Origin of the sequence: Salegentibacter sp. BDJ18, from assembly GCF_017579965.1 — a bacterium.
GTDB lineage: Bacteria > Bacteroidota > Bacteroidia > Flavobacteriales > Flavobacteriaceae > Salegentibacter.
On record NZ_JAFLQX010000018.1, the window covers coordinates 153,280 to 178,738 of the forward strand.

Here is a 25,459-nt window from a genome sequence, read left to right on the forward strand (position 1 = left end):
ATATATGAAACATAAGTTTAAACCTTTGTTTTGCCTTTTTCTGGCGTTCAGTTTTTATTTTTCAAGTGTAGCACAATCTGGCCGCACGCCTGTAAGGGCAGAAAATGGAATGGTGGTTACCAGTCATTATCTTGCTTCAGAAGTGGGGCGCGATATTTTAGCCCAAGGAGGTAATGCCATAGATGCCAGTGTAGCAACGGCTTTTGCACTCGCTGTTACTCTGCCTTCCGCAGGAAATCTTGGCGGAGGTGGGTTTTTGGCTTATCACGGGAGTAACGGTGATAAAACTTCTTTTAATTTTCGTGAAAAAGCACCTTTAGCGTCTACTCCAAATATGTTTTTAGGAAAAGATGGAAAGATTAAAGATAATTCTAATCACGAAGGTCTGCTTTCCGTTGGAGTGCCCGGCACAGTGGCGGGACTTTATGATGCGCATCAGAAAATGGGAAGTTTGCCCTGGCAAGAACTTTTACAGCCTGCTGTAGAACTTGCTGAAAACGGATTTGAATCTACCTATAATATGAACTGGTTTCTAAATTGGGTAAAGGATAAAAAAGATGATGCTTTGTATGCGGCCACCGCTAAAGCTTTTCTTAAAAATGGGGAAGAAGTTTATAAGCCTGGAGAAAACTGGAAACAACCTGACCTTGCTAAAACTTTAAAGCGAATTCAGAAAAATGGAGCCGATGGTTTTTATAAGGGAAAAACAGCAAAATTGATCGCTGATTTTATGAAAAAACACGGCGGACTTATCACCGAAGAGGATCTTGCAAAATATAAAGCTGAAGAGCTGGAACCTGTTACCGGTACTTACCGTGGTCACGAAATAGTAGCAATGCCTCCGCCAAGTTCAGGGGGAGTAGCTCTTATAGAAATGCTGAATATTCTGGAAGGTTTCAATTTAGAAGAAACGGGACATAATTCTGCAGCTTCCCTGCATTTACTTACCGAAGCCATGCGCAGAGCATATGCCGACAGGGCACTTTATTTAGGAGATCCTAATTTTAATCCTGAAATGCCTATAGAAAAAATAATCTCTAAGAAATATGCTGCCGAGCTGCGGGAAGGTATTGAGATTAAAAAAGCTTCTATAAGTGATTCTGCCAATTTTAATAATGCACATTTGCAATATGAAAGTCCGCAAACCACCCATATTTCGGTAGTAGATAAAGAGGGAAATGCGGTTTCGTTAACCTATACCCTAGAACGAAGTTACGGCTCTAAAATCGTGGTAGAAGGCGCAGGTTTTCTGCTGAATAATGAAATGGGCGATTTTAATCCAATTCCCGGGCACACAGATACTCGCGGACTAATTGGAACAAAACCTAATTTAGTTGCTCCCGAAAAACGTATGCTTTCCAGTATGACGCCCACCATTGTAGCAAAAAACGGTAAACCACTTTTGGTAATAGGTAGTCCCGGCGGAAGAACTATTATTAATACTGTGCTACAGGTAATTGTAAATACCATAGATCATAAAATGAATATAGCTGAAGCTATTGAATCTCCTAGAATTCATCACCAATGGCTCCCCAACCGTACGCGGTTTGAGGATTGGGGGATTTCTCCCGATACAAAACGTATTTATGAAGAAATGGGACACGAAGTTTATGAAGCAGGAAACCAGGGACAGGCAATGGGCATTTATATAGATTGGGAAAATAACTTAATCTATGGCGCTGCAGATTCCCGTAGTTATGATGGAAAAGCCTCCGGATTTTAATTGAATTTTATAATAACCTTAGAACTATTCGCTTTATTTTGTTTTATATTTATCTGAAAAGATTAATCAATTTTAAAAGATAAATTATGAGTCAACCAAAAGTAGCAGTGATATTTTATAGTGCCACTGGCACAAATCACCAATTAGCACAATGGGCCGGGGAAGCGGCAAAACAAGCAGGAGCAGCAGAAGTAAGAGTGAAAAAAATTCAGGAAACTGCGCCCCAGGAAGCGATAAATCAAAATGAATCCTGGAAGAAATATGCCGAAGAAAATAAAGATTTCCCAACGGCAGAACTGGATGATCTTGAATGGGCAGATGCTATTATTTTTAGCACCCCAACGCGTTATGGAAACTTACCATCACAATTACAGGCATTTTTTGATACTACCGGCGGGCTTTGGTCTAGTGGAAAATTAGCCAATAAAATTGTAAGCGGAATGACGAGTGCTGCAAACCCACACGGCGGCCAGGAAGCCACTTTGCTTTCTCTTTATAAAACGGTAATGCACTGGGGATCTATAATTGTAGCTCCGGGTTATACAGATCCTTGTTTATTCGAAGCCGGAGGAAACCCTTACGGAATTAGTGTAACTGCCGACGGGAATGGTCCCGGGGATAATATTAAAAAAGCAGTAAATCACCAGGTAAAAAGAACGGTAGAAATGGCCGCAAAGTTTAAGAGCTAGAAAATAAATCTTAAAGAGGGATTATTTGAAAATGTGAGTCGGAAAGCTGAACTTGTTTCAGCTTCTAGTTTGATAACTGCTTTGATTCCCGATAAAAATCGGGACAGGCTCTGAAATAAGTTTAGGATGACAATTTCAAGTCTTCAAATAATCTCTTTTTTATAAAACAAGTTCTGTAAAAAGCCTATTTAAAGTTTTATCAAGATCACTGGTCATTCCAGGATGTGGTCGTGAAGTTTGAATTATAGAGCTGCGCACCGCGGTAAGCCATCTAAATCTAGAAGCTAAATCTAGTTGTGCAATTGGTCCACCATTTTTACTTCCTTCGCAAATCTTTTTAAATGAATCAAGATTAGTGCAAAGTTCATCTTTGTCCAGGTCTTTGCAGAAAACAGCCAATCGCTTTTCATCCACTTCAAATAAAGCTTTTAAATATTTAGATTGTTTGCTAAACAAGATAATCCCCACGTTTAGAAATTCTTCGCGTTCAACCTTAGGCACCAGCCTAATTACAGCATATTCATATAAGTGCTTTTCTTGCATTTTCTGCTTCTTTTATAAAAATTTCTGAATGTGCGAGTCTAGTTGTTAAAAACTGCGTATAAACATTTTTAATTTCTTCTTCCGTTTCATCGGTATCTTCCCATTGCAGCCATTCTGAAGGTAGTAAGGATACAATTTCTTTTATTTTTTCGGGAGTAATTAATTTCCTGCAATACTCATTGGCTTCCTGCAACTTATTGGCTCTTGGAAGTAAAACGTGATCTTTAATAAAGCTGAAAGGCGTTTTTGCTTTTTCCTCAACATTCGTCCACGAGTGGTGAAAATAAAACGAAGCTCCGTGGTCTATAAGCCATAATTCTTTGTGCCACATTAGCATGTTGGTATTCCTATAGGTGCGATCTACATTGGTGATAAAAGCATCAAGCCAAACTATTTTTGAAGCTTCAAATTCATCAACTTCGGTCACCACGGGATCAAAATTTATGGCACCAGATAAAAAATGAAGCGCCAGGTTTAATCCCTGGCTAGCCTGTAATAGATCCTGAATTTCTTCATCGCCTTCTGTTCTTCCAAAAGCTTCATCTAAATTAGCATAAACGAGTTCTGGCACCTTAAAGCCCAGGGCGCGGGCAATTTCGCTCCCTAGAAGTTCAGCGATTAAAGCTTTTACGCCGTGGCCTGCGCCTTTAAATTTCAGCACATATTTAAAATCATCGTCAGCTTCGGTAAGTGCCGGCAATGAGCCCCCTTCCCTTAGTGGAGTGATATAGCGGGTTACCGTAACCGTTCTTAATTCTGCTTTTTGCATAAATTGTTATAAAGCGTCAAAGTTAAGGTTTATGGCTCAATTTGAGATAATGGCCAATGGGTTAATAAAGTAATATTTAAAGAGAAAATTCGGAAAGTTCTATAACTTCCCCGGCATCCATTCCTTCAAGTTTTTCATTTCCAATCCTTACGCGCACCAATCTTAAGGTAGGAAAACCAACAGCGGCAGTCATTTTTTTCACCTGGCGGAATTTACCTTCTGTGAGTGTTATGGAAATCCAGCTGGTAGGGCCGTGGCGTTCATCCCTAATTTTCTTTGCCCTTTCGGGGAAAGTGGGTCTTTCTTCCAGGATAAACGCTTTGCAGGGAAGCGTTTCATAGCTTTTACCGTTAATGCTTATTTCAACCCCGTTTTTTAGTTGTTCAATAGCTTTAGAAGTAACTTGTCCATCTACCTGAACGTAATATTCTTTTTCAATTTTGTTCCCGTTCACTTTGGCGCTTACTTTACCACTGGTGGTAAGAAAAAGCAAACCTTCTGAGTCCTGATCCAGCCGGCCAACAGACATTGTTTCCGCAGGGAAATCACCTAAATCTCCCAAAAGTTTCTTTTTCTTCCTGGGACGTTCATTAGTGATAAACTGACTTAAATAGCCGTAAGGTTTATAGATTTTGAAATGGCGGTGCACGGGGATAATTTTAGCGTAAAACCAGTTTTTTAATGAGGTCTTTTCCTAATTCCCGGTTTAGCATATTGATTATTTTTTCTTTACCATAACTAAGTTCTTCCCTTAAAACAGAAGAGCTTAATTGCACGAAAAGTGTTTCGTTTTGAAGTTTTATGGCTGTAGTATATTTTTCTATTGCAGGACCCATTTCACGGTACCAGACATCTTTAACGCTAACTTTATCAAGACCACCCTGAAGTTTGTTATGGTCTACAAATTCTTTTAAAACTTCGCTTAAACTTTGATTTTCACTATTTCTCTTCTTCATTTTCATCTAATAAGGAGGTGAATTTTGTGTAATGGTAAATTTTCCCATCCCGGTTTAGTACACTAAACTTATCTTCTTCAGCAGAAATTACGGTCTCGGTCCATTCGTCAAATGGGGTTTTGTAATGTAAACGCAAACTGTCGTTTTCTATTTGTGCTGAAATTTCTTCTATATCTTCACTAGTCTTATAACTGCCATCAAATTGCGGCTTAACCTTTTTGCGAAAGCCTTCTTCGCCATCAAATTCAATATAATCTACCGTGGCATTCACCTTGTAGTTAATTACTGAATCTTCTGTAATCTCCACTCGATCAATTTCCCAGTAACCGGTAAGGTGTTCCAATTGTTCTTCAGGGTTGTTTTTCGCGCATCCTAAAAGTACGATTCCGAAGAGGAAAAAAAGAATTTTTTTATTCACAATTTAAAGAGTTTATAAGATTGATTACTGCTTTTAACCACAGCTTCTGTACGATCTGCGTGAGTGTCACTAATAAAAATTTGACCTAATTGATCTGTAGCCACCAAAGCTACAATATGTGCCACACGTTGCTCGTCTAATTTGTCGAAAATATCATCGAGCAGTAAAATTGGATTTACTTTACTTATAGCTTTAATAAAATCGAATTGCGCCAATTTTAACGCAACTAAAAAAGATTTTTGTTGCCCCTGGGAGCCAAATTTTTTGATAGGGTGACCTTCAATTTCAAAACTTAGATCGTCCTTATGTGTGCCTACGCTTGTATATTGTAAGGTCATATCCTTTTGAAGGTTTGCTTCAAGTAAAGAAGCTAAATCACTATCAAACAGCTGACTTTTATAACTTATATCTACCTGTTCCTTGTTTTTAGTAATATCAGCATATCGCTTATTAAAAATAGGAATGAATTCTTCTAAAAAGGCTTTTCTTTTTTCAAAAATATACTGGCCTAGGTCACTAAGCTGAAGATTATAAACCTCTAAAGTATCACGATCAAAACTATGATTTGCGGCAAAGTATTTTAGCAAAGAATTACGCTGCGCGTTTATCTTTCCGTACTGAATAAGTTTATTGAGATAAACATTATCGCTCTGGGAGATCACACCATCCATAAATTTTCGGCGGGTTTCGCTTCCTTCAATTATAAGGTCACGATCGGCCGGAGAAATAATTACGGTAGGAATAAAGCCAATATGATCACTAAATTTTTCATAGGGCTTATTGTTCCGCTTTATAACTTTTTTTTGTCCGCGTTTAGCGCTTACTAATATTTGTTCCTCTTTTTGTGATTTTTCAAACTGTCCCTCAACCACAAAAAAATCGGCATCGTGATTAATGTTTTGGCTGGTAATTGGGTTAAAATAGCTTTTTCCAAAAGCCAAATGATAAATACTGTCTAAAACGTTGGTTTTACCAACGCCATTATTGCCTACAAAACAATTTATTTTCGTGTCAAACTCGAAAGAAGCTGAATCCAGGTTTTTGTAATTAACTAAAGAGAGTTGTTTTAAAAACATAAAATGCTGTTGTTCAGCTTTTTGATATTTATATAATAGAATTCTGAAAGTAAAGCGAATGACCCGAAAATATTAAAAAAATACAAATAATTTCCCTTTTAATTTTGAATAAAAATCATATTTTTGCCACGCATTAAACAGTTTTTATGGCAACTTACAAGAAAAAAGGATATAAACCATCTAATAAGGAAGAACAGCAGAAACAGGTAGAAGACGAATCTACAACTGCTGAAGTATTTAACACTCTTGACGAAGGTGCTGGCAGGACCGAAACCTGGGTAGCAGAAAATCAAAAGTATATTTATATCATTGTTGGAGTAGCAATCGTAGCCGTTTTAGGTTACCTTGGTTACGAACGTTTTGTAAGTGAACCAAAACAGGAGGAAGCGGCCAATGAAATGGCTCAGGCTCAAAACTATTTTGCTTCGGCTTTAAACGCATCTGGCGCTGAGCGCGATTCACTTTTCACGATGTCTTTAAATGGTGGTGAAGGTAAATATGGTTTTCTTGATATTATAGATAACTACGGAAGTACCGATGCAGCAAACCTTGCAACTTACAATGCCGGTTTCGCTTATTTGAACACCGGTAATTATCAGGAAGCAATCAATTATCTTGAAGATTTTAATAGTGATGATGAAGTTCTGGCTGCTTTAGCTACTGGCGGAATTGGAGATGCTTTTATGCAATTAGAACAACCGGAAGAAGCTCTAGATTATTACGAAAAGGCTGCTTCTATGCGTTCTAATGAATTTACAACACCAAAATTTTTACTTAAAGCAGCAATAACCGCTTTAGAAGTGGGGCAACCAGCTGAAGCCGAAGAACACCTTCAGAAAATAAAAGATGAGTATCCAGAAGCTCCAGAAGCTGAGCAGGTGCCAATCTATATGGGGCAGGCTCGCGCTGCAAAACAATAATTATGGCTACAGAAGGAAATAACCTTTCAGATTACGATAAAGACCAACTTCCCGATGCGAGTGATTTTCGCATCGGGATTGTTGTTTCAGAATGGAACGATAAAATTACCGAAGGCCTTTATGAAGGCGCTTTTAACGCACTTATAGAAAATAAGGTGCAGGAAAAGAGAATTGTTCGGTGGAATGTACCCGGCAGTTTTGAACTTATTTACGGTTGCAAAAAAATGCAGGAAAGTTATGATATGCTTGATGCGATTATTGCTATTGGAAGCGTAATTGAGGGAGAAACAAAACATTTTGATTTTGTTTGTGAAGGCGTTACCCAGGGTATAAAAGACTTGAATGTACAAAACGATACTCCAATTATCTTTTGTGTTTTAACCGATCAAAATATGCAACAGGCCATAGATAGAAGTGGCGGGAAGCACGGTAATAAAGGTACTGAAGCTGCCATAGCTGCTATTAAAATGGCTAAATTACGCCAGGACGCCAGATTTTAAATAAAAATATACATCGGCATTATTATTGTTGATTTCTTTTTAAGCTCGTTCGCTTCGGTTTTTTGAAGCAATTTGAGTAAATTTGAACTACCACAGAAAATCAACATATTTTGAAAATCAAAATTCATAAACCCAGAAAGAATGCCCGGTATAATTACACCCCACGTTATTATAAGGGGAAGGATACGGGTAATATTTATAGTTTTGATTCAAAATTTAGTAAGTATAAAGAAACTACAAATGCCATAGATTTTGGCTCTCAATGGGCTGAAGTGCGTAAATCAAGTAGAACCCGGGGAAACCGGGAGATCAATAAGCGATTGCTCATTATTATTATGGTGCTGGTTCTTATTTTTCTATGGATAATTGACTTTGATCTGTCCATCTTTTCCAATCAACCCTAAATGACAGATATAATTCAACTTTTACCAGACCATGTAGCGAACCAGATTGCTGCCGGGGAAGTGGTGCAACGCCCTGCTTCGGTGGTTAAAGAATTGGTTGAAAATGCTATTGATGCTGGTTCTGGAAATATCCAGGTGGTAATTAAAGATGCCGGAAAAACTCTTATCCAGGTGGTTGATGATGGGAAGGGAATGAGCCTTACCGATGCCAGGATGTGTTTTGCACGTCACGCTACGTCAAAAATTAAATCTGCTGAAGATCTTTTTAGTTTACAAACTAAAGGCTTTAGGGGAGAAGCATTGGCTTCTATTGCGGCAATTGCCCACGTAGAGTTAAAAACGAAACCTGAAGATGATGAAGTTGGAACACAAATTAAGGTTGAAGGCAGTAAAGTTGCCAATCAGGATGTTTGTGTTTGCCCAAAAGGAACTTCGGTTAGTGTAAAAAACCTGTTTTATAATATTCCCGCAAGAAGAAATTTCCTGAAATCTGATGCGGTAGAAACACGGCATATTATAGATGAATTTCAAAGGGTGGCATTAGCACATCCGCAAATTGCTTTTACTTTATTTCATAATGGAAGTGAGCTTTTTCAACTTCCGGAGACTAATCACAGGCAACGAATTACTAATATTTTTGGAGGAAAAACCAACGAAAAATTGGTGCCGGTAACCGAGGAGACCGAGATTGTTGAAATTTCGGGATTTGTAGGGAAACCTGAGTTTGCCAAAAAATCACGGGGAGAACAGTTCTTTTTTGTAAATAATCGGTTTATAAAAAGTCCTTACTTAAATCACGCCGTGGTAGCCGCTTTTGAAGGTTTGCTAAAAGATAAATCTTATCCCAGTTATTTTCTTTTCTTAAAGGTTGATCCTAAAAGTATAGATATCAATATTCATCCTACTAAAACTGAAATAAAGTTTGATGATGAACACGCGCTTTATGCAATTTTGAGAAGCGCTATAAAACATAGTTTGGGACAATTTAATGTAGCTCCCGTTTTAGATTTTGATCGGGATGCAAACCTGGATACACCTTACGATTATAAAAATAGATTGGCTGAAGTACCGCAGGTAGAAGTAGATCGTAATTTTAATCCATTCCGGGAAGAAAATGCCCGGACTCATAAAACTGGTTCAAACTCCTTTTCTTCAAACTTTAGAAAAGAGCGGGGAGAAAGTTGGGAAAGTTTATATACTGGTTTGCAAACCGAAGACACCCCTAAGTCGGATTCAGATTTTAGGGAAATAGAATTTGAAAGTGAAGAAGTAACGGGAAATTTATTCCAGCCTTCTGAAGATAAAGAAGAAAAATCTACCTTTCAGCTTCATAAAAAATATATTGTAAGTACTCTGAAGAGTGGGATTTTAGTTATAGATCAACACCGGGCCCACACCAGGATTTTATATGAAGAAATGCTGAAAAATATTACCGTTTCAGCCGCGGTGAGCCAACAATTATTGTTTCCGTTAAATCTTCAGTTTAATACTCACGAAATTGAGATATTAAAACAATTACAGGATTCATTGGAACAAACCGGATTTGTATTTTCTGAAGTGAAAAGTGATTCCGTAGAAATTGTTGGGATTCCAACGCTTATTTCAGAAAGTGAAGTAGAAATATTACTGGAACAACTTATTGCCGATTTTGAAAACGATGTACCCGATAATGGTTTTTCTCAAACCGATTTGCTGGCAAAGTCGCTCGCAAAGGGAATGGCGGTAAAATCTGGTACCTTATTAAACAATACCGAGCAGCAACATATCGTTAACAGGTTGTTTGCTTGTAAAGAACCCGGGTTAAGCCCGTCTAACAGATCGGTTTTCGTTACTTTAACGGTAGACGAACTGGACAAAAAATTTATGTAAATGGGAAGAATTACCGAAACTGTAAAAGTACTTTTAATAATCAACATCATCTTTTTTGTTGGTAGCCAGTTTCTGGGCGATTATGCCTACCAGTTATTTGCACTTTGGTTCTTTGAGAACGATAATTTTATGGCGTGGCAGTTTGTTACCCATATGTTTATGCACGGCGGACTTATGCATATTGTTTTTAATATGTATGCACTTTGGGCGTTTGGTGGCCCTATAGAACAAATGCTAGGGCAAAAGAAATTTATTTTCTTCTACTTTTCGGCAGGGCTTGGAGCTGCATTTTTACATACATTGGTAAATTATATTGAATTTAAAACCGGTTATAATGCGCTCTTAGATGCAGGAATGAGTATGGGAAGTATAGAACAATTGCTTAAAACGGGAGAATATTCTACCGCAATACTTGAGTCTGTACCCCGGGAAACGCTTCAGGGATTATATCAAAGCGTAAATACACCTGCGGTTGGAGCATCTGGTGCTATCTATGGAATTCTTGTTGCTTTTGGAATGATGTTTCCCAATGTAGAATTATTCCTTTTATTTGTGCCGGTTCCTATTAAGGCAAAATTCTTTATTCCTGCACTTATTTTACTTGATTTATTTTCAGGATTAACCGGATATTCGTTATTTGGAGGAGGTATTGCTCACTTTGCCCACATTGGTGGAGCCCTGTTCGGCTTTATTATGATGTGGTACTGGAAGAAAAACCAGTTTAACCAAAATCGCTGGGATTGATGAAAGGATCTGATAAATTTAAATACAAACTACAAACCGCCACGGTAGTTGAAAAACTAATCGCAATTAATGTGTTGGTTTTTATCTTGTTTTATCTTTTTAGAACCTTAACCTTTTTGTTTCAGTTACCGTCAGACTTTTTACTGGAGTGGTTTTCTTTTCCGAAGGAATTAGGAGAGTTTATATTTAAGCCCTGGTCCATTATTACCTATTCTTTTTTACACGGCGGGATTTGGCATATTCTCTCTAATATGCTCATTTTATACTTTTCTGGAATTTATTTTTTAAACTATTTTTCGCCAAAAAGATTGCTCAATTATTTCTTTCTTGGAGTAATTATGGGCGCCTTGGTTTATATGCTTAGTTATAATTTATTTCCCGCATTTGAAGCTACCGGTAGATCTTATTTAATAGGAGCTTCTGCCGGGGTAATGGCCGTTTTAGTAGGTATTGCTACCTATATTCCCAATATGCGGGTTAGACTTCTTTTAATAGGAAGTATTAAATTCTGGTATATCGCCGCTTTTTTAGTGGCCCTGGATGTTATTCAAATTCCAATGGGGAATGCCGGGGGGCATTTAGCTCACCTCGGTGGTGCGACTTTAGGCTATACTTATACTAAACAATTACAAAAAGGGAATGATATTGGTTCCTGGTTTGAGAAAATAATGGACAGCTTTGCGGCTATGTTTCAACCTACCGAGCGCAAAGCCAAAATGAAAACGGTGTACCGAAAAACTTCAGATAAAAAATCTGGCTCGGGACCTCGTAAATCTTCTTCTTCTTCTAAAAAGCTGGATAAAGATGAAAAACAAAAGCAAATTGATGCTATTTTAGATAAAATAAGCAAAAGCGGTTATGATAGTTTGAGCAAAAGCGAGAAAGATTTTCTATTTAAAGCCGGTAAAGAAGATTAAATGAAGAATCTTGGACTCATAATAGATAAGATCATTTTTATCTTTAATTCCCTTGCTGCTACGGCACTTTTATTATCTTATTTGCTTGCTTTTATTCCTCCAAAATCTTTTCCATTACTTTCTGTTTTAAGCCTTGGGGTACCGATTTTAATCTTAATAAACCTGGTTTTTATGGTTTATTGGATTATAAGGTTGAAAAGGCAATTTCTGTTATCATTTATTATTTTACTGGTAGGTTATAATTATGTAACCAATCTTTACCAGTTTAGCGGTGATACACTTACCTCTGATGATGAGTTGAGTATTATGAGCTATAATGTTAGAATGTTTAATTCTTATGGATGGACTGATGAAAAAAACATTCCAGAGAAAATTACCAATTTTGTAAAAGATAAAAATCCGGATATTTTACTCACGCAGGAGCATACCGTAGACGAAACCGGTTTTAAGGAAATATACCCTTACAAATTTGTGCATAAAAAAGGAAGGAATTCTGAGTTTGGGATGGCTATTTTCTCTAAATATCCAATAATTGAACAATCTTCTATAGATTTTCCGCATAATGGGAATAATAATTCTATCTATACCGATGTGGTAGTGAAAAAAGATACCTTGCGTATTTTTAATGTTCATTTTCAATCCCTGAATATTAAACCCGAAATTGAAGACTTACGTAAAGCAGATTCTAAGAAATTGCTTGGTAGAATAGGGCAGGGTTTTAGTTTACAACAGGAACAGGCTGAAATGATGATGGAAAAAGTGAACAAAACTCCTTATAAAACAATTATCGCCGGAGACTTTAACAATACTGCTTTCTCTTATGTGTATGAAATGCTAAATAAAGATGACAGGTTTACTGATGCTTTTTTGCATTCTGGTGAAGGTTTTGGGCAAACATTTAAATTAAATTATTTCCCTTTAAGAATAGATTTTATCTGGGTAGATAACAACATTCAAATAAACGATTATGCCCGTTTTAAAAATGAACTTTCAGATCACTATCCAATCTTAACCAGGATTAAAATTTAAGTTCCTGTGCTTCCAGGTAATTGGTGGTATTTGACCCTTCATTAAAAAGAAGATCCAGAATGCTTAAATTAGGTAAAAACCCGTGTTTTTCTTTAAAAACCTGGGTGTATTCTTCCTGCTGAAATTTCAATTTACCCTTAGCATTAATCAATGTTCTTAGGTCTTTTTTGTCTTCTGGATAAAGAATATATTCTGAAGTTTTTTCGAAATTTAAATCCAGCTGAAGTGCATCTGTAACAAACTCCAAGCAGGCATAATTGAAATCTATTAAGTAATTAAATTTCTTATGATAAAGCGGATAAATTTCATCTTCATAGAATTCAAAAAATGGCGAAGTTTGGTAAGAAGCTTTTAAAGCTCTCCAATGCTGCTTTTGCCATTCAAAATCATTTTCAATTTTAACTTCTTTATATAACTGGTGTTTACCGGCTTTTTTAGGTTCGCCGGTTAAAGCAGAACGATGCTTAATAGGAATATTCAGCAATAATTTTCCATTGGAGTCATAGATATACATCCGGTTTCTATAGGTTTGTTTCTGGTAATTGTCTTCGTTTTCAAAAAAGACTTTATCAGCTTTTACCAATGCAACAAACTGAGAAACCGGCCCAAAATAGGCCGGATGTATTAAAATATTTTCCATTTAAGCGTTTTTCCTGCGTTTTTTGAAGTAATTAAAAGCGATAAGTATTACTACAATTATTAGAAAATAGGGCAGGTATGAGGTGGGTGTAGCGTCACCCTTAACGGTGGTAAAAACACGATCCCATCTTATTTTATTAAAGAAGCCCTGGGCATTGGCATCCCAACTCATCCACACAAATACAGGTTTTCCCACCACGTGGTTTTCAGGAACAAATCCCCACGTACGGCTGTCTTCACTGTTATGGCGATTGTCACCCATCATCCAGTAATAATTTTGCTTAAAGGTGTAAGAATTTACAGGTTGGCCGTTTAATAAAACCTGGGTTCCATTAAGACTTAGCTTATTGTTAATTCCCATCTCACTGCCTTCGTAAGTTTCTATAATTCGCTTATAAAAAGGCATTGATTCTGCAGTAAGATCTACTGTCACCCCTTCCTCAGGAATGTAAATTGGACCCATATAATCGTTATTCCAATTCAGTTTTCCATTATTCGGAAAAATGCTTCGATCTTTTGAGCCTAATGAGTCAGAATATCTTTCAATACTCGTAACGTTGGGATGATTTTTAATTCGGTTATATGCGTCTTCGGTTAAGGCTTTTATATAAAATTGATTGGTATTAGGGTTGTGGTAATAACCATCGGTAATATCATATTCTTCATATAAATACCTGGGGTTAAAACCCTGCCCGTTGGTAGTACCAATATAAGTGAACTGAGTTTTTGCACGCCCCGGAAGCTGAAGCGGCTGGTTATTTACCACAACTTTCCCTGCACGAACTTCCAGAGAATCCCCGGGAATTCCTACCGCTCGTTTTACGTAATTAGATTTTTTATCTATGGGTTTGTAATAATATTTCCCATCACCATATTGCTGAAAAGCATTTACAGTATCTACCGGCCAGTTAAAGACTACAATATCGTTGCGCTCTATTTCTTCAAATCCCGGTAATCTCAAATATGGAATTTGAGGTTTTGTTAAATAAGATTTTACACCCAAAACAGGTATAGTATCGTGCACCATAGGAAACGCCACCGCCGTTCTTGGCAGGCGTGCTCCATAATGAAACTTACTTACAAAAAGGAAATCACCTACTAATAAAGTTTTTTCTAAAGAAGAAGTTGGTATGGTAAAAGGTTGCATTACATAAGTATGCACTATGGTTGCGGCAATTACTGCAAATAGTATAGAGCTTATCCATTCGCCGGCGGCGGTCCTTGGTTTTAAGCTCCTATCTTCAATATATTTTACATCAGTTGCATAATTTATATAGTAGATATAGAAACCGAGTGTTATAATAGCTAAAATTGTATCGGTAGTACTATGCCTGCCATAACTTCTTATGGTTTCCACCCAAATTACCGGGAACATAATAAGGTTTACAATAGGAATAAACAGAAGAATCACCCACCACCACGGGCGGTTTATGATTTTCATTAAAATTACTGCATTGTAAATAGGAATTGCGGCTTCCCAGGCTTGTCTTCCCGCTTTTTGATAAAGTTTCCAGGTACCTGCAAAGTGAATAACCTGAACCAGCAGAAAAAACAGAAACCATTGTGTAAACGTCATATTTTTATTCTTTGCTTATTAGTAACAAAATCCAGTGATTGTTACTATTTTTTGTTTAAAATTGGCTGGAAAGTACATCTTGCATAGTGAAAACTCCTTGCTTATCCTTAAGCCATTCTGCAGCAATTACTGCCCCTAAGGCAAATCCCTCTCGTGAATTTGCGGTATGCATAATTTCTATAGAATCTATTTTAGATTTGTAAGAAACGGTGTGAGTGCCCGGCACATCTTCAATTCTCTTAGCTTTAATAGGGATTTCATCGGCAGCGGCGTGATCCAGTTGCCAATTGTTCTTTTTATCGTTTTCAGCAATTACTTGTTGCGCAAGACTTATAGCTGTGCCACTTGGGGCATCTTGTTTCTGGGTATGATGAATTTCTTCAATTTCTACAGCATAATCCTCCATACCATTCATCATTTTGGCCAGTTTTTTATTCAGTTCGAAAAATAGATTTACACCTACGCTAAAGTTAGAAGCATAAATAAAAGCGCTGCCTTCTTTTTTGCAAATTTCTACTGCTTTCTCATAATCATCTAACCAACCGGTTGTACCACAAACCACCGGGATATTATTTTCAAAACAGGTGGTAATATTTTTAAACGCTGCTTTTGGAACACTAAAATCTATAGCAACATCAATTTCCATTTTATTGATCTCGTAAGTATCAATATCTTCTTCAATTTTAAGAACAATTTCGTGACCACGGTTTAAAGCAATCTCTTCAATTGTCTTTCCCATTTTTCCGTATCCTAAAAGTGCTATTTTCATCTCTATAAAAATTTTGATATTCTAATTAATTGGTAGTAATAAAACGCTTCCTAAAACTTATAATTTAAAGATAAACCGTACCGGGATTTCCCGGTAAAATTATCAAGCCCCATATTAGGTTGTAGCGTAAGGTCTTCACTAACATTAAATTGCTGTAAATGCGCGTCTACATTGGCATCTATAATATTCAAGACATAAAATCCTGCGATTACCAATATCGATATTTCTTTGTTTCTGCGGTAAAATTCCTGGGCTCTTATTAGACCATCATCAGATATCCTTTCTTCTCCATTTACGGTAAATTCATCTTTTCTACCTGCAAGCCGATTTTTATAAGCATCCCTATACCGGTTCCATTCTTTATTGTTGTTTATATAAAAATAAACTCCGGTACCAATTCCCGCATATACTAAAGGGATTTTCCAATACCTGTCGTTATATGCCTGTCCCAGACCCGGTAATATAGCCGAGTAAAATGCAGCTTTAGCGGGTGCGAGGGCATTGTAAGGTTTATAATCTTTTTCTTTAGAAACAGTATCTGGCACTTCAGGAGTTTCCACCATTAAAGAATCTTCCTGGGCCGTAAGTGTAAAAACAAACAACAGAAAAAATACAGATAATAAAGCCCGATTATTCTTCACCCTGAATAAGTTTTTTTAACCTATTAAAATCTTCTTCGGAAGAAAAAGGAATACTAAGTTTCCCCGAGCCTTTTTTAGTGACTTTCACATCAACTTTGGTCCCAAGATATTCTGAAAATTCTTTAATTCCTTTTTTATAAGTAGTAGGAACTGCAGCCGTTTTCTTGGAAGTTTTTGAAGCTTTTGAACCTTCGTTTACCTCGCGAACCAGTTGTTCAGTTTCTCTTACCGACAATGATTTTTGAAGTATTTTCTCATAAATATCCAGTTGCTTTTGCGGATCGCTCACATTTATAAGTGCGCGCCCGTGACCCATACTCATAAAGCCATCTCGCATTCCTGTTTGTATTATGGGATCCAGTTTTAAAAGACGTAAGTAGTTGGCAATAGTAGAGCGATTTTTACCAATGCGTTCACTTAATTGTTCCTGGGTAAGGTTTATTTCATCTATTAAACGCTGATACGAAAGTGAAATTTCTATTGGGTCTAAATCCTGGCGCTGAATGTTTTCTACCAAAGCCATTTCTAAAGATTCCTGGTCGTTGGCGATCCTTATATAAGCCGGAATTGTTTCTAAACCTACCAATTTTGAAGCACGATAACGGCGTTCTCCCGAAACCAGCTGGTATTTATCAAAATCCAGTTTTCTTACGGTAATTGGTTGAATTACTCCAAGTTCTCGTATTGATGATGCGAGTTCTTTAAGATTGTCTTCATTAAAACTTGTTCTTGGTTGGAAAGGATTTACTTCAATAGATTCTAAATCCAGTTCAACAATATGTCCAACCAGTTTATCGGCATTTTTATCTTCTGCAGATTGTATATCGTTTTGCGGATCTTTCAATAAAGCTGAAAGTCCACGTCCTAATGCTTGTTTTTTGGTCGCCTTCGCCATCTTCTACGAGTTTTTCTTTATAATTTCATGTGCCAGGCTCAAATAATTGCTGGCTCCTTTGCTGCCCGCATCATAGTTAATAATGCTTTCCCCATAACTTGGGGCTTCACTTAAACGCACATTTCTTTGAATGATTGTATCAAAAACCATCTCGCCAAAATGCTTCTGTACTTCTTCTACAACCTGGTTAGATAATCTTAAGCGAGAATCATACATAGTAAGCAATAAACCTTCTATGTCTAATTTATTATTATGAATTTTCTGAACACTTTTAATAGTATTCAATAATTTTCCTAAACCTTCCAGCGCAAAATATTCACACTGTATTGGGATAACCACAGAATCTGAAGCGGTCAAAGCATTTAAAGTTAATAAACCCAGGGAAGGGGCACAGTCGATTAAAATAAAATCATACAGCTCTTTTAGCGGGGTAATAGCCTTTTTCAGCATAGATTCCCTGGCATCCTGATCTACCAATTCAATTTCTATAGCTACAAGATCTATATGAGCAGGAATAATATCAAGATTTGGGGAACTGGTCTTTTGAATGCATTCTTCAGGAGCTATCGAGTCTTCAAAAAGCTGGTAAGTACCTAATTCAACCTCTTCCACGTCAATTCCGAGTCCGGAAGTGGCGTTGGCCTGTGGGTCTGCATCTATTAACAATACTTTCTGTTCAAGTACTCCAAGCGAAGCGGCCAGGTTTACCGAGGTAGTGGTTTTGCCCACTCCTCCCTTTTGGTTTGCAATAGCAATGATTTTACCCATTAAGTCTTTATGATTTTTGAAGGGTAAAAATACAATTTATTACAGGTTTATAAAATGATTTTGTTAACAGCTTATACATAAAAAACCGATTGTTGCCAGAAAAGCACAACAATCGGTTTTAAATAAATTGATTTCAGTAGAATTAATCTTTATTAAAATGGAATTAGCTCCCTTTCTTCGCTTTAATCATTGCTTCCAATTGGTCCCACATTTCCTCGGGAATTGCTTCCAGTAAATTGAACTGCCCGGCACCTTTAAGCCATTCTCCTCCATCTATGGTAATTACTTCGCCATTTACATAAGCTGAAAAATCTGAAACTAAATAGGCAGCAAGGTTTGCCAATTCCTGGTGCTCACCAACTCTTTTTAGTGGTACTTTTTTAGCAAGATCGAATTTGTCTTTTAAATCTCCCGGTAATAATCTATCCCAGGCGCCTTTGGTAGGGAAGGGGCCGGGTGCAATTGCGTTGAACCTAATTCCGTATTTTGCCCATTCTACAGCTAAAGAGCGGGTCATAGCCAAAACTCCTGCTTTCGCCGTAGCACTTGGCACTACATAAGCAGAACCTGTCCACGCATAAGTGGTCACGATATTAAGTACAGTTTTATCTTCTTGCTTTGTATCTATCCAATGTTTTCCAAGCGCCATGGTGCAGTTTTTACTTCCTTTAAGTACAATATCAATGATTGTATCAAAAGCATTGGCGCTTAATCTTTCAGTTGGAGAAATAAAGTTTCCCGCAGCATTATTTAATAAAACATCTATGCTTCCAAATTCTTTTAGAACTTCATCACGCATGTTTTCTACCTGATCGTAATGCCTAACATCGCATTGAACCGCAAAACATTTACCTCCGGTTTCATCTTCAAGTTCTTTCGCGGTGTTTTGAAGTTTTTCCAGGTTCCTGGAAGTAATGGCTACGTTAGCGCCAAGTTCCATAAAGTATTTGGTCATTGCTTTCCCAAGGCCACTTCCTCCACCGGTTACGATCATCGTTTTGCCTTTTAAAGCATCGTCCCGAAGCATTTTTTTAGTAAAATCCATAATTTATTTTTTAGTTGGTTGGTTTACTCACTAAGTGAGATATAATATTTTAAGTCCTTTTATATTTTATAAAACCTTCAAGGTTATTTTTACGAGTTTAAACTTCTTCTTCTATTAAAATTTCTAAAAGCTGAATAGCGGCATCACTTATTTTAGTTCCCGGTCCAAAAACCGCAACAGCGCCGGCATCAAATAAATATTGATAATCTTGCGACGGTATTACCCCGCCTACAATTACCATTATATCCTCTCTTCCTAATTTCTTTAATTCTTCCAAAACTTGTGGAACTAAGGTCTTATGGCCTGCTGCTAGTGAAGAAACTCCAAGAATATGTACATCGTTTTCCACCGCCTGTTTTGCAGCTTCTTTGGGAGTTTGAAAAAGTGGTCCAATATCCACATCAAAACCAAGATCGGCATAACCGGTGGCTACTACTTTTGCACCACGATCGTGACCATCCTGACCCATTTTTGCGATCATAATTCGGGGTCTTCTTCCGTCCTGTTCTGCAAATTTATCGGCCAGTTCCCTGGCTTTTTTAAACGAAGTGTTCTCTTTCATTTCTTTAGAATATACACCACTAAAGGTTTGTACTTTAGCTTTATGCCTGCCGTAAACTTCTTCCAACGCATCGCTAATTTCACCTAAGGTTGCGCGATGTCTTGCCGCCTCAACAGCTAAACTAAGCAAATTCCCGTTTTCTTTTTCGGCGCATTCGGTAACATCTTTTAGCGCTTTTTCAACTTTTTCGGTGTTTCTTTCGGCTTTTATTTTCTCCAGGCGTTCAACCTGTTGTTTTCTTACGGTCTGGTTATCTACTTCTAAAGTAACCAGCTCATCTTCCTTTTCGAGTCGGTATTTGTTAGTGCCTACAATAATATCGGTTTCGCTATCAATTCTTGCCTGTTTTTTAGCTGCGGCTTCTTCAATGCGCATCTTCGGGATTCCTTCTTCAATAGCTTTGGTCATTCCGCCTAATTCTTCAACTTCTTCAATAAGTTTCCAGGCTTTTTCAGCGATCTCGTCGGTAAGTTTTTCAACATAATAACTGCCGGCCCACGGATCTACCGTTTTGGTGATCTTTGTTTCCTGTTGAAGGTGTAGCTGCGTGTTTCTCGCTATTCTTGCTGAAAAATCTGTTGGGAGTGCAATGGCTTCGTCCAAAGCATTGGTGTGTAAACTTTGGGTTCCACCAAAGGCTGCCGCTGCCGCTTCTATACAGGTTCGAGCTACATTATTAAACGGATCCTGTTCGGTTAAACTCCATCCACTGGTTTGTGAATGTGTTCTAAGCGAAAGTGATTTTGCATTCTTTGGGTTAAACTGCTTTACAAGTTTTGCCCAAAGCATTCTAGCCGCTCTCATTTTAGCGATTTCCATAAAATGGTTCATCCCAATTCCCCAGAAAAAGGAAAGTCGGGGTGCAAAACTATCTATATCCATTCCGGCTTCCAGACCTTTTCGAATATATTCCAATCCGTCGGCTAAGGTGTAGGCGAGCTCAATATCGCAGGTAGCACCGGCTTCCTGCATATGATAACCCGAAATACTTATGCTATTGAATTTGGGCATATTTTGAGAGGAATATTCAAAAATATCTGAAATAATCTTCATTGAAGGAGTAGGTGGATAGATGTAGGTATTACGTACCATAAACTCCTTTAAAATATCGTTTTGAATAGTTCCTGAAAGTTGTTCCGGTTTAACGCCCTGTTCTTCGGCAGCAACGATATAGAATGCCAAAACCGGTAAAACCGCACCGTTCATCGTCATAGAAACCGACATTTTATCGAGCGGAATCTGGTCAAAAAGGATCTTCATATCTTCGACCGAATCTATCGCAACACCGGCTTTTCCCACATCGCCAACCACACGTTCATGATCGCTGTCGTAACCGCGATGGGTGGGAAGATCAAAAGCAACCGAAAGCCCTTTTTGCCCGGCAGCAAGATTTCTTCGGTAAAAAGCATTGCTTTCTTCAGCAGTAGAAAATCCAGCATACTGGCGAATCGTCCACGGCCGACTAACATACATTGTACTATAAGGACCCCGTAAATAGGGAGGAATTCCAGCCGCAAAATTTAAGTGTTTTAGATCTTTGATATCTTCTTTTGAATAAGAAGGCTGCAAGTTGATTTCTTCCGGGGTTTTATAGGTGTTGTTTTCACCCTCTTTTTGCCGCTTGCCAATTGCTGGTTCTTTTAATTCTATATGTTGAAGATCTTTTCTTTGCATTGCTCTTTTTTTTAATTATTCGACCTTTTCCTGCTTTATTCTTTCCTGCTCAATTTGTTCACTTATACGTCTTTCCAGGATAGGTTCTATTAGAGTTTTACGCGGATTTTGCTTTAAAAATGGATACAATTCCAGTTCATCTTTCATTTTGTCCTGCGGATTTTCGAATTTATTAGTACCTATTAATACCAATTCTCCACTATCAAATTGTTCCTGTTCCTTTTTAGCGCTTTCCTTTATTTTTCGCTGAATAGCTCCTTCTTTTAATTGCTTTAAAAAGCCACCACCTTTCTCTATTTCTTTAAAAATATCTAGGGCCATTTCCGCAAATTGTTTGGTAAGGCTTTCAATATAATAAGCACCTTCGGCAGCATTGGCAACCTTGTCAAGGTATGCCTCGTGTTTCATCACTAGCAATTGATTATGGGCAATCCTGTCTCCAAACTCATTGTTTTTATGATAGATAGCATCATAAGGCATATTATAAACCGTATCGGCACCGCCTAAAACAGCGCTCATACTTTCAGTGGTTGTTCGAAGAAGATTTACGTTGAAATCGTAAAGTGTTTTATTTCTTTTGGTGGGTTGCGCCAGGATATGGCAGGTTTCCGGGATGTTGTATTCTGAAGCTAAAGTAGCGTATAGCCATCTTAGAGCTTTAATTTTTGCTATTTCGAAGAAATAATTTGGTCCGGAAGCAATTAGAAATTGTGGTTGTAATTTCTCGAAATTCGGGCTTTCCTGAAAATGGTTAAGATATTCGTTAACGTGCGCCAGGGCATAAGCCAATTGCTGTGGAATATTTGCACCGGCATTTTGATATAAAGCGGTATCTATACTGATTACCGATTTAAAATCTTTGGAATTAGTGAAAATACTGTTCAGGATTTCGTGGTCTTTTTGAAGATTATGGAACCAGTTTCCGGAACGGGCAAGGTTTCCTACAATATCAAATTGAAGAAAAACCTGATGCTGTTTTCCTTTAAAATACTCCCGAAAACGTTTGAAATAATTTTCAGAAAAAAAGCTGAAACTAAAGTAAATTATGGTTTTATCCAGTACTATTCCCTCCAGTAAATTTTCAATAGAAATTTCTTCATTCGGGATGATAAACCAAAGGCTTTCGGTTCCTTTGTTAAGAATTTCATTTGCACGCTTATTACTTTTTTCAACAGAAACTACGTATAATCTTTCGCAAATGTTCCAGTTTTTTGGAGAAGGTGTTTTTATACTTTCTTCAACATCTTCACCACTATAAAAAGGTTTTATATTAATTCCGTCCAGGGACTTATAAACGAGTTTCTCGTTATAATCGGCTCCTTTTAGATCAAATTGTATTTTTTGTTTCCATTCTTTTGCAGAAACTTCTTCAAATTCCTGAAATAATGATTCTTTCATTGTGTGGTTTTTCTGAAAAATTAATCCTGAATTGTATCGTATTCAATGATGAATATTTCTTCATTGGGACGTTTCATATAATATTGCTGGCGCGCAAATTTTTCCATCTCTACCGAATCCTGAAGCTGTTGTATGGTTGCTTTATCTTTGGAGATTTCATTTTTGTAATACTGCCTATTTTCTTCAAGCTCCTCTACTTCCTGGTTGAGTTCATTATGGACTAACCAGGAATTACTATCTAAAAATAGCATCCAGCCTCCAAAAATAATTATTAGCAGCACATATTTGTTGCTAATAATTTTAAACCATTTTTTGTTTCTTAATTCCTTTAATTTCACACCTTCTAACTTCAGTAACTAATTAAGATTGTTTTGGTTAAACCGTAAAACTTAAATTTTTCTCGGCTATTTGGATTAAAGATACAAAATTAGGTCAAGCGGTCTTTGATTATGGTTTGCACAATATCAACAGCAACGGTGTTATAACGGTTGGTAGGAATAATGATATCGGCAAATTCTTTGGTAGGTTCTATAAACTGCTGGTGCATTGGTTTCAGCGTAGTTTGATATCGCCATAAAACTTCATCTAAATCGCGCCCACGTTCAGAAATATCTCTCTTAAGTCGGCGAATTAGACGTTCGTCACTATCGGCGTGAACGTAGATTTTAATATCAAACATCTCCCTAATATCAGGATGGGCGAAGATTAGAATGCCTTCTACAATCACCACTTTCCTGGGTTGGGTTTCCAGGGTTTGTTTGGTGCGGTTATGTTCTGTAAATGAATATACAGGCTGTTGAATGGTATTGCCTGCTTTAAGTTCTTTTAAATGTTCAACTAAAAGATCAAAATCTATAGATTTTGGGTGGTCAAAATTGGTTTTAACCCGCTCTTCTTTAGCTAAATGACTTAGATCTTTATAGTAGGAATCCTGGGAAATTACATCTACCTCTTCATTTTTTAATTCGTCTATAATTTGCCTTACTACCGTAGTTTTTCCACTACCGGTTCCACCTGTAATTCCTATAATGAGCATCTAAAAAAATTTGGGGCAAATTTAAACATTTGCCCCAAATTAGAAATAAATATGATGTTTTAATTCCTAAGCTTTGATCTTAGGATTATAAATTATTCAGCTTCCTCCAGGGGTAGCAATTTTACTATTCCCGTTCCTTCAACAGCAGCGTAGATAAATCCGTCAGGGCCTTGTTGAACATCTCTTAATCTTCCAAGACCTTCCAATAATTTCTCACGTGTAGTTACTTCTCCATTTTCTATGGCTAAATGTTCTAAATATTGAAATTTAAGGGCACCCACTAAAAAGTTTCCTTTAAGCTCTGGATATTTATCTGAAGTTACTTTTTCAAATCCGCTTGGTGCGATTGATGGTAACCAGTAGGTAAGTGGGTTCTGAAATTCAGGTCCTGTTCTATCTTCAGTAATAGTGGTGCCATCATAATTTTCACCATAAGTTACTACCGGCCAACCGTAATTTTTTCCAGCTTTTACAACATTAATTTCATCACCACCTTTTGGGCCGTGTTCATTAACCCAAACTTCACCGGTTTCTTCGTTGAAAATCATACCCTGCGGATTTCTGTGTCCGTAAGAATAAATAGCTTCTATAGTGTTTTCTTCACCTACAAAAGGATTGTCTGAAGGTACGCTTCCGTCTAAGTTAAGTCGGTATACTTTCCCACCATCTCTTGTAATATCCTGCGGATTCACATCTCTATTTCCTCTATCTCCAATAGTGAAAAATAAATGACCTTCTCCGTCAAAAACAATTCGTGATCCAAAATGTTGTCCTCTGGTAGAGTTAGGAGTGGCTTTGTATAAATCTTCGCGACTGGTTAGTTGATTGTTTTTCAGTTTGGCTCGCATTAAGGCAGTATTTCCACCTTCGCCTTCACCTTCATCTGATGAATAGGTGATATAAACCCAATTATTGTTCTCAAAATCGGGATGAAGGGCGATATCCAGTAATCCACCCTGCCCCTGATTGTAAATTTCTGGACCGCCGGTAATAGCTACACGTTTACCATCTTTAAAATGATAAATATCGCCACCTTTTTCGGTTGCAAGGATGCTGCCATCGGGAAGAAAATCAAATCCCCATGGAATTGACATATTCTCTGCAACAACCTCGTGTTTATATTCGTTTTCGGGAGAAACAGCCTCTGGCATTTCTTTTGGTACCGGATTATCAGAATCCTGAGCATTTGTTTCTGTTGGTTCTTCCACCTCGGCTTTTTTATCAGATTTTTGATTATCTCCGCAGGCGGAAAAAGTAAAAATCAAGCCCAATAATAATAAAATTCGCTTCATAATAATTTTTTTTGTGATTAGCTTATCCTGCATTGCCCGCAAGATTCAACTAAGATATAAAAAATCTAAAGTTTTTCTTGTAGACTGATAAGTTTTCTTATATTTGCACCCGCTTTGGGGGATATTAGTTCACTCAAGTTGAAATTTTGAAGTTTAATAATAGTTTTTACTATTATAAACTTAAGTTATCGCGCCGAGCGCGATTAAAAAATTACTCGGGGTGTAGCGTAGCCCGGTTATCGCGCCTGCTTTGGGAGCAGGAGGCCGCAGGTTCGAATCCTGCCACCCCGACTTTTTGAGTATCAAAATAGCTCAAAAACCACCTAAATAAATGATTTTCAGTGCTTTTAGCAAAACTGGGAATCATTTTTTTTTGTTTGATATCAAATAAAATGTGACCTATTCGGTTACCTAATCGGTTACCCATTTTTTCTTACCTTTCAGTTGCCTTAGGGCTTTAGCGTGATTTGACTTCGACAATTATGGATCAAGCCTAATTGTTGTGTTTAAGCAAAAATTGTGGTTAATCTATATAAGAAGAATTCTACATTTTTCACTCCTCTAAACTGAGCCCTAAAGGCTTTTATCTTTGCATTAAAGGATTCTG

The 25,459-nt window shown here is 37.3% G+C and carries 27 protein-coding genes and 1 tRNA gene; 10 read left to right on the forward strand and 18 right to left on the reverse strand.

The annotated features are described in order from the left end of the window. Positions 1-4: 4 nt before the first annotated feature. On the forward strand, positions 5-1,723 hold the full coding sequence (ggt, locus tag J0871_RS10555; protein WP_208225189.1) for a gamma-glutamyltransferase: 1,719 nt from the start codon (positions 5-7) through the stop codon (positions 1,721-1,723). 86 nt (positions 1,724-1,809) lie between these two features. Next, positions 1,810-2,412 (forward strand): NAD(P)H:quinone oxidoreductase, encoded by a 603-nt coding sequence (wrbA, locus tag J0871_RS10560; RefSeq protein WP_208225190.1) that lies wholly within the window; start codon positions 1,810-1,812, stop codon positions 2,410-2,412. A gap of 159 nt (positions 2,413-2,571) precedes the next feature. Here wrbA and J0871_RS10565 read toward each other — a convergent pair whose 3' ends face one another. The 6 genes from J0871_RS10565 to recF all read right to left on the reverse strand — a co-directional run bounded on the left by J0871_RS10565 (position 2,572) and on the right by recF (position 6,174). Then, entirely contained in the window at positions 2,572-2,955 is a 384-nt protein-coding gene (locus J0871_RS10565; RefSeq protein ID WP_208225191.1) for a DUF3037 domain-containing protein, read from the reverse strand. Continuing rightward, complete coding sequence (locus J0871_RS10570; protein WP_093302400.1) at positions 2,933-3,724, reverse strand: HipA family kinase; 792 nt, start codon at positions 3,722-3,724, stop codon at positions 2,933-2,935. The genes J0871_RS10565 and J0871_RS10570 overlap by 23 nt, the downstream gene beginning before the upstream one ends. A gap of 76 nt (positions 3,725-3,800) precedes the next feature. Further along, the gene (locus tag J0871_RS10575; RefSeq protein ID WP_208225192.1) at positions 3,801-4,373 is read right to left on the reverse strand and encodes a pseudouridine synthase; all 573 of its coding nucleotides are present in this window, start codon (positions 4,371-4,373) and stop codon (positions 3,801-3,803) included. 10 nt (positions 4,374-4,383) lie between these two features. Next, positions 4,384-4,680, reverse strand: a complete 297-nt coding sequence (locus tag J0871_RS10580; RefSeq protein WP_075327954.1) for a DUF721 domain-containing protein — start codon at positions 4,678-4,680, stop codon at positions 4,384-4,386. Then, the gene (locus J0871_RS10585; protein ID WP_083634172.1) at positions 4,664-5,098 is read right to left on the reverse strand and encodes a lipocalin family protein; all 435 of its coding nucleotides are present in this window, start codon (positions 5,096-5,098) and stop codon (positions 4,664-4,666) included. The genes J0871_RS10580 and J0871_RS10585 overlap by 17 nt, the downstream gene beginning before the upstream one ends. Further along, positions 5,095-6,174 (reverse strand): DNA replication and repair protein RecF, encoded by a 1,080-nt coding sequence (gene recF, locus J0871_RS10590; protein ID WP_075326618.1) that lies wholly within the window; start codon positions 6,172-6,174, stop codon positions 5,095-5,097. The genes J0871_RS10585 and recF overlap by 4 nt, the downstream gene beginning before the upstream one ends. A 146-nt stretch (positions 6,175-6,320) precedes the next feature. Here recF and J0871_RS10595 point away from each other — a divergent pair, with 146 nt between their 5' ends. The 7 genes from J0871_RS10595 to J0871_RS10625 all read left to right on the forward strand — a co-directional run bounded on the left by J0871_RS10595 (position 6,321) and on the right by J0871_RS10625 (position 12,557). After that, positions 6,321-7,094: a tetratricopeptide repeat protein gene (locus tag J0871_RS10595; RefSeq protein ID WP_208225193.1), complete on the forward strand. Its 774-nt coding sequence runs from the start codon at positions 6,321-6,323 to the stop codon at positions 7,092-7,094. 2 nt (positions 7,095-7,096) lie between these two features. Beyond that, entirely contained in the window at positions 7,097-7,594 is a 498-nt protein-coding gene (ribH, locus tag J0871_RS10600; protein WP_075326620.1) for a 6,7-dimethyl-8-ribityllumazine synthase, read from the forward strand. 110 nt (positions 7,595-7,704) lie between these two features. Further along, entirely contained in the window at positions 7,705-7,998 is a 294-nt protein-coding gene (locus J0871_RS10605) for a hypothetical protein (protein WP_093302413.1), read from the forward strand. After that, a complete protein-coding gene (mutL, locus tag J0871_RS10610; RefSeq protein ID WP_208225194.1) occupies positions 7,999-9,867 on the forward strand; it encodes a DNA mismatch repair endonuclease MutL in 1,869 nt (622 codons plus the stop codon). Continuing rightward, the gene (locus J0871_RS10615) at positions 9,868-10,611 is read left to right on the forward strand and encodes a rhomboid family intramembrane serine protease (protein WP_075326622.1); all 744 of its coding nucleotides are present in this window, start codon (positions 9,868-9,870) and stop codon (positions 10,609-10,611) included. It begins immediately after the preceding gene. Continuing rightward, positions 10,611-11,528 (forward strand): rhomboid family intramembrane serine protease, encoded by a 918-nt coding sequence (locus J0871_RS10620; RefSeq protein ID WP_208225195.1) that lies wholly within the window; start codon positions 10,611-10,613, stop codon positions 11,526-11,528. Before J0871_RS10615 ends, J0871_RS10620 begins: the two co-directional genes overlap by 1 nt. Further along, on the forward strand, positions 11,529-12,557 hold the full coding sequence (locus J0871_RS10625) for an endonuclease/exonuclease/phosphatase family protein (RefSeq protein WP_208225196.1): 1,029 nt from the start codon (positions 11,529-11,531) through the stop codon (positions 12,555-12,557). Here the strand turns inward: J0871_RS10625 and J0871_RS10630 are convergent. The 12 genes from J0871_RS10630 to J0871_RS10685 all read right to left on the reverse strand — a co-directional run bounded on the left by J0871_RS10630 (position 12,547) and on the right by J0871_RS10685 (position 24,852). Beyond that, positions 12,547-13,197 (reverse strand): WbqC family protein, encoded by a 651-nt coding sequence (locus J0871_RS10630; RefSeq protein ID WP_208225197.1) that lies wholly within the window; start codon positions 13,195-13,197, stop codon positions 12,547-12,549. The two genes, J0871_RS10625 and J0871_RS10630, sit on opposite strands and share 11 nt — an antisense overlap. Then, positions 13,198-14,772, reverse strand: a complete 1,575-nt coding sequence (gene lepB, locus J0871_RS10635; RefSeq protein WP_208225198.1) for a signal peptidase I — start codon at positions 14,770-14,772, stop codon at positions 13,198-13,200. It lies immediately after the preceding gene. A 55-nt stretch (positions 14,773-14,827) separates the two neighbouring features. Beyond that, a complete protein-coding gene (gene dapB, locus J0871_RS10640; RefSeq protein WP_208225199.1) occupies positions 14,828-15,541 on the reverse strand; it encodes a 4-hydroxy-tetrahydrodipicolinate reductase in 714 nt (237 codons plus the stop codon). A gap of 50 nt (positions 15,542-15,591) precedes the next feature. Further along, entirely contained in the window at positions 15,592-16,182 is a 591-nt protein-coding gene (locus tag J0871_RS10645) for a DUF5683 domain-containing protein (protein WP_208225200.1), read from the reverse strand. Further along, positions 16,172-17,077, reverse strand: coding sequence for a ParB/RepB/Spo0J family partition protein (locus J0871_RS10650; RefSeq protein WP_208225201.1), 906 nt, complete (start codon positions 17,075-17,077; stop codon positions 16,172-16,174). The genes J0871_RS10645 and J0871_RS10650 overlap by 11 nt, the downstream gene beginning before the upstream one ends. 3 nt (positions 17,078-17,080) lie before the next feature. Continuing rightward, the gene (locus J0871_RS10655; protein ID WP_208225202.1) at positions 17,081-17,845 is read right to left on the reverse strand and encodes an AAA family ATPase; all 765 of its coding nucleotides are present in this window, start codon (positions 17,843-17,845) and stop codon (positions 17,081-17,083) included. Between the two features lie 163 nt (positions 17,846-18,008). Beyond that, positions 18,009-18,890, reverse strand: a complete 882-nt coding sequence (locus J0871_RS10660) for an SDR family oxidoreductase (RefSeq protein ID WP_208225203.1) — start codon at positions 18,888-18,890, stop codon at positions 18,009-18,011. Between the two features lie 97 nt (positions 18,891-18,987). Then, positions 18,988-21,126, reverse strand: coding sequence for a methylmalonyl-CoA mutase (gene scpA / locus J0871_RS10665; protein WP_208225204.1), 2,139 nt, complete (start codon positions 21,124-21,126; stop codon positions 18,988-18,990). Positions 21,127-21,141: 15 nt separating this feature from the next. Next, positions 21,142-22,524: a methylmalonyl-CoA mutase subunit beta gene (locus J0871_RS10670; RefSeq protein ID WP_208225205.1), complete on the reverse strand. Its 1,383-nt coding sequence runs from the start codon at positions 22,522-22,524 to the stop codon at positions 21,142-21,144. A 20-nt stretch (positions 22,525-22,544) separates the two neighbouring features. After that, positions 22,545-22,862: a septum formation initiator family protein gene (locus J0871_RS10675; protein ID WP_075326634.1), complete on the reverse strand. Its 318-nt coding sequence runs from the start codon at positions 22,860-22,862 to the stop codon at positions 22,545-22,547. A gap of 89 nt (positions 22,863-22,951) precedes the next feature. Continuing rightward, positions 22,952-23,560 carry a uridine kinase gene (gene udk / locus J0871_RS10680; protein WP_208225206.1) on the reverse strand — a complete coding sequence of 203 codons (609 nt, stop codon included), beginning with the start codon at positions 23,558-23,560 and terminating at the stop codon, positions 22,952-22,954. Positions 23,561-23,652: 92 nt separating this feature from the next. Next, complete coding sequence (locus J0871_RS10685) at positions 23,653-24,852, reverse strand: PQQ-dependent sugar dehydrogenase (RefSeq protein ID WP_208225207.1); 1,200 nt, start codon at positions 24,850-24,852, stop codon at positions 23,653-23,655. A 216-nt stretch (positions 24,853-25,068) separates the two neighbouring features. Here J0871_RS10685 and J0871_RS10690 point away from each other — a divergent pair. Then, positions 25,069-25,143: transfer RNA gene (locus J0871_RS10690), tRNA-Pro, on the forward strand. The last annotated feature ends 316 nt before the right edge of the window (positions 25,144-25,459 follow it).